Source organism: Arthrobacter sp. SD76 (assembly GCF_049726125.1).
GTDB lineage: Bacteria > Actinomycetota > Actinomycetes > Actinomycetales > Micrococcaceae > Arthrobacter > Arthrobacter nitrophenolicus.
On record NZ_JBNBLR010000001.1, the window covers coordinates 3,260,514 to 3,272,994 of the forward strand.

6 protein-coding genes, 1 tRNA gene and 4 pseudogenes are annotated in these 12,481 nt (G+C 67.6%); 5 read left to right on the forward strand and 6 right to left on the reverse strand.

Annotation, left to right across the window (positions count from 1 at the left end):
- Positions 1-83: 83 nt before the first annotated feature.
- The 3 genes from ACPEE0_RS15765 (at position 84) to ACPEE0_RS15775 (ending at position 1,062) form a co-directional block, all read left to right on the forward strand.
- Positions 84-156, forward strand: a tRNA-Arg gene (locus ACPEE0_RS15765).
- A 1-nt stretch (position 157) separates the two neighbouring features.
- Positions 158-637, forward strand: coding sequence for a DUF6314 family protein (locus ACPEE0_RS15770; RefSeq protein ID WP_009358164.1), 480 nt, complete (start codon positions 158-160; stop codon positions 635-637).
- Positions 634-1,062 (forward strand): NUDIX hydrolase, encoded by a 429-nt coding sequence (locus tag ACPEE0_RS15775; RefSeq protein ID WP_009358163.1) that lies wholly within the window; start codon positions 634-636, stop codon positions 1,060-1,062. The genes ACPEE0_RS15770 and ACPEE0_RS15775 overlap by 4 nt, the downstream gene beginning before the upstream one ends.
- 32 nt (positions 1,063-1,094) lie before the next feature.
- Here the strand turns inward: ACPEE0_RS15775 and ACPEE0_RS15780 are convergent, their stop codons facing one another.
- On the reverse strand, positions 1,095-3,008 hold the full coding sequence (locus ACPEE0_RS15780; RefSeq protein ID WP_133352080.1) for an ABC transporter ATP-binding protein: 1,914 nt from the start codon (positions 3,006-3,008) through the stop codon (positions 1,095-1,097).
- A gap of 29 nt (positions 3,009-3,037) precedes the next feature.
- Positions 3,038-4,704, reverse strand: a pseudogene (gene abc-f, locus ACPEE0_RS15785) (ribosomal protection-like ABC-F family protein).
- 237 nt (positions 4,705-4,941) lie between these two features.
- Here abc-f and ACPEE0_RS15790 point away from each other — a divergent pair.
- Together ACPEE0_RS15790 and ACPEE0_RS15795 are read left to right on the forward strand one after the other, a co-directional pair.
- Positions 4,942-5,679, forward strand: coding sequence for a hypothetical protein (locus tag ACPEE0_RS15790; RefSeq protein WP_009358162.1), 738 nt, complete (start codon positions 4,942-4,944; stop codon positions 5,677-5,679).
- The gene (locus ACPEE0_RS15795; RefSeq protein ID WP_009358161.1) at positions 5,676-6,413 is read left to right on the forward strand and encodes a hypothetical protein; all 738 of its coding nucleotides are present in this window, start codon (positions 5,676-5,678) and stop codon (positions 6,411-6,413) included. Before ACPEE0_RS15790 ends, ACPEE0_RS15795 begins: the two co-directional genes overlap by 4 nt.
- Positions 6,414-6,678: 265 nt before the next feature.
- Here the strand turns inward: ACPEE0_RS15795 and ACPEE0_RS15800 are convergent.
- From ACPEE0_RS15800 to ACPEE0_RS15815, 4 genes and pseudogenes are all read right to left on the reverse strand, one after another.
- Positions 6,679-9,712 (reverse strand): annotated as a pseudogene (locus ACPEE0_RS15800) (alpha-mannosidase).
- A gap of 120 nt (positions 9,713-9,832) precedes the next feature.
- A pseudogene (gene fdhD / locus ACPEE0_RS15805) lies at positions 9,833-10,710 on the reverse strand (formate dehydrogenase accessory sulfurtransferase FdhD).
- A 109-nt stretch (positions 10,711-10,819) separates the two neighbouring features.
- Positions 10,820-12,183: pseudogene (locus tag ACPEE0_RS15810) on the reverse strand (molybdopterin molybdotransferase MoeA).
- Positions 12,180-12,473 (reverse strand): DUF6457 domain-containing protein, encoded by a 294-nt coding sequence (locus ACPEE0_RS15815; RefSeq protein WP_354177284.1) that lies wholly within the window; start codon positions 12,471-12,473, stop codon positions 12,180-12,182. The pseudogene ACPEE0_RS15810 and the gene ACPEE0_RS15815 overlap by 4 nt, the downstream one beginning before the upstream one ends.
- Positions 12,474-12,481 lie beyond the last annotated feature (8 nt).

The window sequence follows — 12,481 nt, forward strand, 5'->3', positions numbered from 1 at the left end:
GCCTTGAGCGTAGTACGGCCTGGCACCTTGTATGCTGGTATGCGTGTCCGTTCGGACGGCCCTGCCGGTCCTGTCGGATGCAAGCCCTCGTAGCTCAGTGGATAGAGCACGGCTCTCCTAAAGCCGGTGTCGTTGGTTCGATTCCAATCGAGGGCACTTGAACGTTCCTCCCCCGGAGTTCGAACTCCGCGCCTACCTGCTGGGGCCCGCTGCGGGTACTGCCCAGAAAGCAGGCCTGTGGACGGTCGAACGCGACATGCTGGACCGGGCCAACGGCACCCGCGGAACCTTCACCGGCGTCGTACGCTTCGTCCCCGACGACGACGGCGGCCTGGCCTTCCGCGAAGAAGGCACCATGCGCTGGCCCTCCTTCACCGGCCCCGCCTTCCGGGAATACCTGCTGCGGCCCGCCGGGCGGCCCGACGCCCTGGACGTGTTCTTTCCCGACGGGCGGCCCTTCCACCGGATGAGCTTCACCCCGCAAGCCAACCTGGACAACCACTGGTGCGATCCCGACACCTACCGCGTGGCCTACACCTTTAATGGCCCTGACCGCTTCAGCTACAGCTGGGACGTGACCGGACCGCGCAAGGACCTGCTGCTGACATCGCACCTGGTCCGGGGCGGGGCCGCATGAAAGCCCGCATCGTGGTGTCCGCCGTCTGCGTCTTCGACCCCTCCGGCCGGCTCCTGACCGTCCGCAAGCGCGGCACGGAAATGTTCATGCATCCCGGCGGCAAACCGGAGGCCGGCGAATCAGCTGTCCAGGCGGCAGCCCGTGAGCTCGCCGAGGAAGTGGGCATCGTCATCGATCCGCAGGACCTGGAGCTGATGGGCGTCTGGATCGCGGACGCCGCGAACGAGGCCGCGACGGATATCGAGGCCACCGTGTTCCGGGCACCCGGCACCTGGCAGGCGCACCCGTCCGCCGAAATCGCCGAGATCCGCTGGCTGGACCTGGCTGCCCTCGACAACGGCGCCACGCTGCCGGCGAACCTGGCCCCGCTGCTGACGGACCATATCCTTCCGGAACTGGCGGCGGCGCGGGACGCAGGCGCGTAGCCGGCGCATAGTCCGCGCCGCCGGCGGAACCCCTACAGCTCGGGGACTGCCTCCTGCGCCACGGCTGTCGCCTCGGCAAACTGGGTGCGGTACAGCTCCGCGTAGCGGCCGTCGGCGGCGAGCAGCTCGGTGTGGGTGCCCCGCTCCACGATCCGCCCGTCCTCCACCACCAGGATGGCGTCGGCGGCGCGGATGGTGGACAGCCGGTGGGCAATCACGACGGCGGTGCGCCCCTCGAGTGCGGCACCCAGGGCTGCCTGCACGGCTGCCTCGTTGGTGGAGTCCAGCGCCGCGGTGGCTTCGTCCAGGATGACCACCCGGGGCTGGGCGATCAGCAGCCGGGCAATGGTGAGGCGCTGGCGCTCACCGCCCGAGAGCCGGTAGCCGCGCTCCCCCACCACGGTCTCCAGCCCATCCGGCAGGGACCGGATCATCGTCTCCAGCCGTGCCTGCCGGATGACGTCCCACATGTCCTTCTCGGTGGCGTCGGGCCGGGCCAGGCGCAGGTTGGAGGCGATGGTCTCGTGGAAGAGGTGGCCGTCCTGGGTGACCATGCCCAGCGTGTCCCGGAGGGAGTCGAAGGTGGCGTCCCGCAGGTCCAGGCCGGAACCCGGCAAGCTGCCGCCCAGCCGGACGGCGCCGGAATCGACGTCGTACAGCCGGGCCAGCAGCTGGGCGATGGTGGATTTGCCGGCGCCGGAGGACCCGACCAGCGCCACCGTCTGCCCGGGTTCCACCCGGAAGCTGATACCGTGCAGCACTTCCTCGCCGCCGCGGGTGTCCAGGGTGGACACTTCCTCCAGTGAGGCCAGTGACACCTTGTCCGCGGACGGGTAGGCGAAGCGGACGTCGTCGAATTCCACGGACACGGGACCCGGCGGTACCGGAACGGCGCCGGGCTTCTGCTGGATCAGCGGTTTGAGGTCCAGGATCTCGAACACGCGCTCAAAACTGACAAGGGCGCTCATGATCTCCACCCGCGCGTTGGAAAGCGCCGTCAGCGGAGCGTACAGCCGGGTGAGCAGCAGAGCCAGGACCACCACGTCGCCCGCGGCCAGCTGGCCGGTGATGGCATACCAGCCGCCCAGGCCGTAGACAAGTGCCAGGGCAAGGGCGGAAACCAGCGTCAGTGCCGTCACGAAGGTGAACTGCAGCATGGCCGTCCGGATGCCGATGTCACGGACCCGGCCGGCGCGGACGGCGAACTCCCGGGATTCGTCGGCCGGCCGGCCGAACAGCTTGACCAGGGTGGCGCCCGGGGCGGAGAAGCGTTCGGTCATCTGCGTGCCCATGGCCGCGTTGTGTTCGGCCGCCTCGCGGCGCAGGTCCGCCAGCTTCGATCCCATCCGCCGGGCGGGGACCAGGAACACCGGCAGCAGGACCATGGCCAGGACCGTCACCTGCCACGAGGTGCCCAGCATGACCGCCAGGGTCAGGACCAGGGCCACCACGTTGCTGACCACACCGGACAGGGTCCCCGCGAATGCGGACTGGGCGCCGATGACGTCATTGTTCAGGCGGCTGACCAGGGCGCCCGTGCGGGTGCGGGTGAAGAAGGCGATGGGCATTTTCTGGACATGGTCAAAGACGCGGGTGCGCAGGTCGAGGATCACGCCTTCGCCGATGGTGGAGGACAGCCAGCGGTTGACCAGGCCCAGGCCCGCCTCGGCCACAGCGACGACGGCGATCAGCAGGGCCAGCCGGATGACCTCGCCCTCGCTGGCGCGTGCCACGATGGCGTCCACCACCTGGCCGGCCAGGACCGGGGTTGCCACGGCAAGGAAGGCCATCGCAACGGACATGGCCACGAAGGCCAGCAGTTTGCCGCGGTGCGGCCGGGCAAAGGCCAGGACCCGCTTGAGGGTTTCCTTGGAGAACGGTTTGGATCCGCTCTTGGCCCTGACGAGGTTGTAAAGGGAACCCCGGGCCACCTGTTCCATGCTCATCGATACTGCTCCGCGGTCAAAGTAGTTCCCTAACTGTCGGTCCTCATGCTGCTTGAGATGTGCTGCTTGGTGACCGTGCCGTTGTCCAGTTCCCAACGTACATCCAGCCGGACGTTCTCGAGCAGCCTGCGGTCGTGGGTCACCAGCAGCAGGGCACCCTCGTAGCTGTCCAGTGCCTCTTCGAGCTGCTCGATGGCCGGCAGGTCGAGGTGGTTCGTGGGTTCATCCAGGACCAGCAGGTTCACGCCGCGCGCCTGGAGCAAGGCCAGCGCGGCCCGGGTGCGTTCCCCTGGCGAGAGGGAATCAACGGGCCGCCCGGTGTGGTCGGCCTTTAGGCCGAACTTGGCCAGCAGGGTGCGGACCTCCGCCGGGGTCATGTCGCCAAGGACTTCCCCGACGGCGTCAGCTAAGGCCAGGTGCCCCTGCAGCAGCCCGCGTGCCTGGTCAATTTCGCCGATGGCAACGGAGGCGCCCATGGACGCGCTGCCGGCGTCGGGCTCAACGGCGCCGAGGAGGAGGCGGAGCAGCGTGGACTTGCCTGCACCGTTGGGACCGGTGATGCCGATCCGCTCCCCCGCGTTGAGCTGCAGGTTGACCGGTCCCAGGGTAAACCCGCCCTGGCGGACCTCGGCGTCGCGGAGGGTGGCTACCACGGAACTGGACCGCGGGGCCTGGCCGATGGAGAACTGCAGCTGCCATTCCTTCCGCGGTTCTTCCACCGCATCCAGCCGCGCGATCCGGGATTCCATCTGCCGGACCTTCTGCGCCTGCTTTTCCGAGGACTCGGTGCTGGCCGCGCGGCGGATCTTGTCGTTGTCCGGGCTTTTCCGCATGGCGTTGCGGACACCCTGGGAGCTCCACTCCCGCTGGGTCCGGGCACGGGACACCAGGTCGGCCTTCGTGGCGGCGAACTCCTCGTACTTCTCCCTGGCGTGGCGGCGAGCGACTGCACGTTCCTCCAGGTAGGCGTCATACCCGCCGTCGTACACCGAGACGGCGTTCTGTGCCTGGTCCAGCTCCACCACGGTGGTGACGCACCGGGCCAGGAACTCGCGGTCGTGGCTGACCAGGACCACGCCGCCGCGCAGCCCCTTTACGAAGTCCTCCAGCCTGGCGAGCCCGGCCAGGTCCAGATCGTTGGTGGGCTCGTCCAGGAGCACCACGTCGAACCGGCTCAGCAGCAGGGCAGCCAGCGCCACCCGGGCGGCCTGGCCGCCGGAGAGGCCGGTCATGGGGGCGTCGGCGCCCGCTTCCAGGCCGAGATCGGCGAGGACGGCCGGGATGCGGTCGTCGAGGTCGGCGGCGCCGGAGGCCATCCACCGGTCGAAGGCCCTGGCGTAGGCATCGTCGGCGCCCGGTGCGCCGCCGCCCAGTGCCTCCGCAGTGGATTCCATGTCGGCGGTAGCTTGGGCGCAGCCCGTGCGGCGGGCAATGTAGGCTGCCACGTTCTCCCCGGCACCCGCTCGTGCTCCTGGGGAAGCCAGCCCACAAACGCGTCGGCCGGAGCCATGCTGACAGTCCCGGCCTGCGGCTGGTCCGCACCGGCGAGGATCCGCAGCAGGGTTGTCTTGCCAGCGCCGTTGGCGCCAACCACGCCCACAACATCGCCGGGAGCGACGGTCAGGGAAAGTCCTGCAAAGAGCTGGCGGTGGTCATGTCCGCCCGCGATGTCCTTGGCAACAAGGGTTGCAGTCATTGGTCCATCCTTTCACCGGTCCAGCCCGGTTTCCTGCCGGAGCAGGGCCGGCGCCGCCGTACGGATCCCGGGGATCCCGGCGCAGGGCATGAAAGAACCCGCTGGTCCGGACTTGGGGGGTGTACGGACCAACGGGCTCGACCATCAAGCATAGTCGAAACAGCACCGGCGGTAAAATCGGCGAGGTTTGGCGGCACGCTAAAATTGATTCACCGTCCGTTCTGCAGAGAGCACCCCATGATCCTTCCCGCCAAGGCGTTCCAGCGCTGGCTGCAAGGCATCGCCCCCGATGCCAGCACAGCAGACGTCTGCAGGGTCTCCGGGATAAAGAGGACAACGCTCGCCCAGCAGCTGGTCAGGGGCAAGGTCTCCGTTACCACCGTGGTCAGCATCGCCCGGGCCTACAGCGTCAATCCGGTCGCCGCACTGGCGTATTTCGATGACTACCGCGAACTGGCCGGCCCGCTCCCGCCGCCTACCCGCTGCGAGCTGATCAGCCAGATTTCGACCCCGGACCTGCTGCAGGCAGCGCTTGCGCGCCCCGCCATGGACCCCGCGGGGAGGCCACGACCACAGCCGCCCGCCCTCAGCCCCGCCCCGCATGCAACCTCCGTGAAGAACTGGGTGGACGCCATTGACGACGGCGAGGTGCGGCACCGCGTCTCGGCTGCCACCGGGGTGGCGCCCCAGAACTACTCCGCCCAGCTGACTGCCAACCGGCTCTCCCCGGAACTTGCCCTCGCAACCTCGCGGGCAGCCGGGGTGGGGCCCACAGGGGGCCTGGTGGCCACCGGGCTGATCACGGAGGAAGAGGCAGGCTGGCCGCCGGGTGCGCGCCAGGCGGCCCTGGACAGCATGTCCGACGGCGACCTCACCACCCTTGCCGGGGACCGGCTCCAGGCGCTGGGGAAAGTACTGCGGCGCCAAGAGCAGGACCAAGCACAGACAGAAAAGATCTGGGAGAACCTGGGATGATTGAAATCCTTCAATGGGCCACGCTGGCCGTCTGCGGCCTGACCGCCATAGCGCGGGTACCCAGCCTGCTGCGGGGTGAGAACCGGTCGCCCTTCTATATCTTCGCCCTGATGACCCTCGCCATCCTGCTGAGCATCGAGGCGCCCTACGTGGTGATCGACCAGGCGCTAGGCGGGATCAATCTGGCAAACCTCCTCCTGCGGTTCGTCATCTTCGCCACCATCTTCTTCCTGGGCATCCGCGTCACCAAGGGGTTCGGTGCCGAGGGCGCCTACCGGCTCATCACCGGAAGGGCGGGGATGATCGTACTGCTGGCCATCTCCGTGGCGATGGTGGCCGTGTTCTTCCTCATGGACACCGCAGGATCGTCGGCAGGGCTCGTGGGACCGGCCCGGCGGGACGCCCGCAACGCCGTCCTGGTGGAGTACTACGGGGCAGCCGGCCGGGCCTACCCGTCCTATATTTCGCTGGTGCTCCTGCCTGCCATGGTCCGTGCAGTGCGGAGCCGCCTGCCCGTCCTCGTGCGGATAGCGGCCGGGCTCCTGGCGCTGGGCGGAGTCGCCATCGCCCTCTCACTGCTGTTCCCGTTCATTCCCCGGTCCTGGGACGCCGTGGAGTTCGTGGTGAACTACACGGCGGTGCTGTGCTTTGTGATCGGGCTTGCGCTGATCTGGGCCGCAAGGGTGCAAAACGGCAAGAGCATGGGCAGGCAAAGGACATCTACCGAAAAGTAACCAAGCGGCTTTCACAAAATCATTAGAATGTGAAACAATCATGAATGTGTGAAGGTGGGACCGAGGGGCGTTTACGAACGGGGATAAATTCTTGAACGCTCCCTGTCCCGGGGGCCTTTGCACACATTGGGGGATGAGTGGTGGCGGCCGTTGGGGACCGCCCCCACTCAGCCTATTGAAGGCCCATTTCGCTTGAGTTTTCGGCCAGATATGGCGACTTCAGGGGCCTTGAAGTCGCCATATCAGCCCAGAAATTCTGTGGAACTTATGCGCGGGTGAACCTCAGCGTGACCAGCTGGAACGGGCGCAGCTGCAGGGTGGCACCACCGGCCCCGGCCTCTACCCCTGGTGACTGGACGTCCCGCTCCAGCAGATCGACGGCGCGGACAGCCGCTGACGCAAAGTTGGCAGTGACCCTCCCGGTGGAGCGCTCCCCCAGTGACTCGTAGAGCCTGGCGATCACATCGCCCGACCCGTCCTCAGCCAGCTTGACCGCTTCAATCACCAAGGCTGGGTTGGTTACCGAGAACAGCGGTTCAACGGGCGCGGCCCCGCGGACCATCCGGGGTGCGAGGTTGGTGCGGTAGCCCTCCTGGACAGCCTCGGCAATGCCGGCGCCGGGACGAATGGTGACGGTCAGGTCATGAAGCCCGCGGTCGGCCTCCGGGTCCGGGAACTTGGGAGCGCGCAGCAGGGACAGGCGCACGGTGGTGGTGGTGCCGCCGTCGGACTCCCTGACGTTCCTGGCCACGTCATGGCCATAGGTGGACGCGTTGGAGACCGCCACCCCGTAGCCGGGTTCGGCAACGTGGATCCAGCGGTGCGCGCAGATCTCGAACTTCGCCGCCTCCCAGGACGTGTTGATGTGGGTGGGCCGGAAGACGTGCCCGAACTGCGTCTCGGCAGCCGAGCGGTCGGCCCGGATGTCCAGGGCGAACCCTAGCTTCAGAAGCTTCTCCCGTTCCTGCCAGTCCACCGAGGTGGTGATCGACAGCGACGGACTCTCGGGCGCCAGCGTGATCCGCTGCGTGATCGAAGAGGCTCCGGCCAGCCGTTCCACCACCACGACGGCGGCCCCGCCTTCGCCTTCCAGCCGGACAGATTCCGCACCGGTCAGCGCAGTGACGTTGCGCCGGTAGAACTCGTCGATGTCCCAGGCATCCCATTCATTGGGCGTGTCGCGGTGCAGTTCCAGCAGGTTGCCGTACTGGTCAGGGGCGATGGCCTCCCGGCCGCTGGCGTAATCACGCAGGGATGTCAGGAGGCCGTTCGCGTCCAGCACCGCGCGGATGACGCCGTTGTCCAGAACGTATCCGCCTGCTTCGGCCGTTGCGCTGACGGCTTCGGAAGAAAAGGCCGGTTCTCCCGCCGCCAGGGCGGGCACGCCATCCCTGGCATGCGGCGCGGCATTGAGGAGGAACTCCCGCTCCCCCGAGCCGAGCACCGCAGCAGCGGCCTGGCCGATCAGCGCTTCCAGTCCGGCCTCGATCGCCTGGTAGTTGCGCTCGGCATCCTGGTGGACCCAGGCGATGGAACTGCCGGGCAGAATGTCGTGGAACTGCTGCAGCAGCACCAGCCGCCAGAGGCGCTTCAGCTCAGCGGCCGGGTAGGCGTAGGCGCCGTCGGTCCGGACCGCTGCCGTGGCGCACCACAGTTCGGCTTCCCGCAACAGGTGCTCACTGCGCCGGTTGCCCTTCTTGGTACGGGCCTGGCTGGTGTACGTTCCGCGGTGCAGCTCAAGGTACATCTCCCCCACCCAGACGGGCAGCGAGGTGTAGTCCTGTTCGGCCTGCCGGAAGAAACTCTCCGCGGACCCGATCCGGACCTTCGGCGATCCCTCCAGGTCGGCGGTGCGGGCCGCAGCGGCGAGCATTTCCCGGGTAGGTCCGCCGCCGCCGTCGCCGAAGCCGAAGGGAACCAGTGACACTGTTCCCCGCCCGTGGTCCCGGTAGTTCCGTTCGGCGTGGGCCAACTCCCGGCCGCTGAGTTCGGAGTTGTAGGTGTCCACCGGGGGGAAGTGCGTGAAGAGGCGGGTACCGTCAATGCCCTCCCAGTTGAAGGTGTGGTGCGGCATCCGGTTGGTCTGGTTCCAGGAGATCTTCTGGGTCAGGAACCAGCGGCTGCCTGCGGACTTCACGATCTGCGGAAGTGCTGCGGAGTATCCGAACGAATCCGGCAGCCACGCTTCACGGCATTCGATGCCGAACTCCGACAAGAAGAAGCTCTTGCCCTCCACGAACTGGCGGGCCATGGCCTCGCCGCCGGGCATGTTGGTATCCGATTCCACCCACATGCCCCCTACGGGCACGAACTGGCCGGAACATACCTTTTCCCGGATCCTGCTGAAGAGCTCAGGGTAGAACTCCTTGATCCATGCCAGCTGCTGCGCGGATGAGCAGGAGAAGACGAAGTCCGGGTTGTCGTCCATCAGTGACACAACGTTGGAAAACGTCCGCGCGCATTTGCGCATGGTTTCCCTGACCGGCCACAGCCAGGCGGAATCGATATGGGCATGGCCGGTGGCAACCAGCTGGTGGGCGGATGCATAGGCAGGCCTGGCCAGGACGCCGGCAAGGGCTTCGCGGCCGGCAGCTGCCGTTCCGGCAACGTCGTCCGGGTCCATGACGTCCATCATGCGTTCAAGGGCGCGGAGGATTTCGTGCCGGCGGGGGAAGCTCCAGCGGCAGTTGCTCCATTAGTCCTGCCAGGGTCCAGACGTCCTGCTGGAGCTCCCATACGGTCTGGTTCAGTTCAGCGATCGCAATGGTCCCCAGCCTGTACTGCGGCGCCGTTCCGGCAGTGGACTTGTCCCCGTAGGGGGTTGCGGCAAAGGTCCAGCCCTGGGCAACGTCGGGATTTGCCGCAGCTTCCACATAGAAGTCCACCGCCATGCCGCCGCCCAGCAGTTTCAACGGGATGTACTGGTTCCGCGGCGAGACGGCCTTGATGATGGTTCCGTCCGGCCGCCAGGCGATGCCCTCGCACTGGAATCCCGGCGTCTCGATGGTGAATCCCAGGTCCACCAGCACTTCCACCGTGGTGTCCGGTTCTGTGCCCCAGGATTCGGGGACCTCACCCTGGAGTCGAAGCCACTTGGTGCCCCACGGTTTGCCCCAGGCGGCGCCATGCTCCTGCGGGTGGAATTCCTGCCGCATGGCCTCCAGTGCAGGGACCGGTTCGTCCGGCACATCCCAGCTGCTCAAGGCAAGGGGGAGGATCCGGCCGTAGACGGAAGGGGTGATGCGCTCACGCACAAACCTGTGGAGGCGGACTTCCGTTATCCGGCGGTCATCATGCAATGTGTGCCCTCTTTTAGAGTGTGGAAGTGGACCATGGTGTCCATTCGATGGACAAATCTACCCGCTGAGTAGCCTCTTATCCAACCCCTCCAGGATCATCCGTGGGCATCTGCAACCGCCTCAGGACGCCGGAACCTCAGCCACCGGCCTGAGCACCCGTGCGTCGCCGGCGTACACGTTGAGGCTGGTTCCCCTGCTGAAGCCCGCCAGCGTCAAGCCGCTCGCCTCCGCGAGTTCCACCGCCAGGCTGGACGGCGCGCTGACCGCGGAGAGCACGGGAATCCGGCCAGGGCGGCTTTCTGCACCAGTTCAAAGGATGCCCGCCCGGAGACCTGCAGCACCGTGCCGCGCAGTGGAAGGAGGCCTTCGCGCAGGGCCCAGCCCACCACCTTATCCACGGCATTGTGCCGCCCCACGTCCTCACGGAGGCAGAGAAGCTGGGCGCCGCCGTCGTCATTGATCCTGAACAGCCCGGCCGCGTGCACTCCCCCGGTCTCCTCAAAGACGCGCTGGGATTCCCGCAACAGCGCCGGCAGCGACGCAAGCACGTGCGCGTCCATCGTGACGGGATCGTCCTGGGGGCTGTAGTGCGAGGATTTCCGGACCGAGTCTATGGAGTCCGTACCGCAGATGCCGCAGGAACTGGAGGTATAGACGTTGCGTCCCGTGTCCGGAAGGGGGACGTCGGGCCGCAGCTGGGCTTCCACCACGTTGAAGGTCTGCATGCCGTTTTCGTCCTCGCCGGCGCAGAACCGCAGGGACACCAGCTGGTCGGCGCTCCAGATGACGCCCTCGGACACCAGGAATCCAGCCACCAGGTCAAAGTCGTCGCCCGGAGTACGCATGGTGACGGAGAAGGACATCCGTCCCAGCCGGATCTCCAGCGGTTCCTCCACCGCCAGGACGTCCTCCCGGTGCCGGACCGGAAACTCGAGGGCCTTTGGCGAGCCGTCCAGCAAATACTTGTGCACCTTGCGGCGCTGGGTTACGCGTCCCATGCTTCCTGCCTGTTCATAGCTCCATCATGGCAACCGCAGTGCCCCCGCTCAACCGAAGCGGGCGGCTGCCCGGAACGCTCGGGACTCCTGCGGGGCGGGGACATCCTGCCTACCCAAGCAGGGCACTCCAGTCCACCGGACCCGCAGGCGGCTTGGCTGCAGCCCGGCCGCTTTTCGGCTTCGCTTTGGCGGGGGTTGCCTCAGGCGCGGGAATGGGCGGGCCCAGGGCAGCGCAAAGGCCGGCACGGGTTCGCCCAGCTGCACGCCGTGCGGCGGCACCACCATTACCCCGTCAGCCGAGGCCAGCCCACGCATCATCCCCGGCCCCGTGTGCTGGGCAGGCGACGCCATGCCGTACAGGAGGCGGAACGGCATCAGCCGCGTGCGGCCGGGATCCGGTTCGATTACTGTGCCGGAGGGTACCTGCTGCACGGCCGGCATGGTCCCGTGACCCAGTGCAGCGAGCAGCGGAGCACCTACCGTGCACAGCGCCATCATCGCGGCCAGCGGATTGCCCGGCAGCCCCAGCACGAACCGGCCGTCCGGCAGCTCGGCCAGCACGGCGGGGTGGCCTGGCCGCATGGCCACGCCGTCGACCAGGAGCCGCCCGCCCAGCTCGGCCACCGCCCTGCGCAGGTGGTCGGTGCCGGAAGGTCCGGTCCCGCCGGTCGTAATCACGACGTCGGCAGGCAGGTCCGGCACGCCCGGCACCTCCGGAACCACGTCCTCCAGGGCCGCGAGCCATTCGGGATAGGAGTCACCGATTTTTTGCTGGCCGCCGGGGATGCCGCCCAGCATCGTGACCACTGCGGGAAGCTGCGGACCGAACGTGTCCCGCACCTGGCCCGGAACGGGAAGCCCCTGCGCCACCACTTCGGAGCCTGTCAGCAGGAGCCGCACCAGCGGTTTGCCCTGGACACGCAGCTCGTCGTATCCGCCGAGGGCCGCAAGGGCCAGATGGGCCGGGTTCAACTCCACGCCGGCAGCCACCAGGAGGTCGCCTTCCAAGGCTTCCTCGCCTGCCTTCCGGATGTGCTGGCCTGTTCGGGGCTCACCCGGGCGGGCACTGCCGCCCGTTGTCAGGATGGGCAGCCCGTCATCGTCCTCGGCGAGTACGGCATTCTCGCTGCGGAGGACGGCCTTCCCTCCGGGTGGTATGAGGCCGCCGGTCACGATGGGGCTGGCCTGGTGCGGCGCCAGCCTGGTCCCGGGCTCGGCGGGAATCCAGGGCCCTGTCCCGTTGACGACCCACCCGTCCATCGCGGAGGAGGCATAGTGCGGCATGTCCTGCAGTGCCACAATGTCCTGGTCCAGCCTGCGTCCCAGGGCCAGCCCGAGTGCTACAGGCCCGGCAGGGATCGGCGTGGCGGCATCAAAGGCTGCCTGCCGGGCTTCTTCCCAGGTGTGGGCCAGATGGTGGTGCGCTTCCTGCCCTTCGGATTCGCCAGCTCCTGAGGGGGCGTCCTCGGTCATTCGCCGGGGGTCCCGGCGGCTTCAGCATCGTAGTCGGCGGCCAGGGAGCGGGCCACGGCAAGGGCCGAGTCCATGGAGGCGGCGTCTGTTGCATGGCCTGCCCCGGAGGCGAGGCCGGCGGCGTAGCCTGCAATGAAGGTGGTCAGCGGCGCGGCCGGGCGCACTACAGAATGGGCGGCCACTCCGGCAAGCGAGAGAATGGCATTGACATCCACCTGGACGTCTTCGAGTTCATAGGCCTGGAGCAGTGACCTGCACCATTCCTCCAGCGTCTCTTCCTGGCTTTTCATGAACTGCC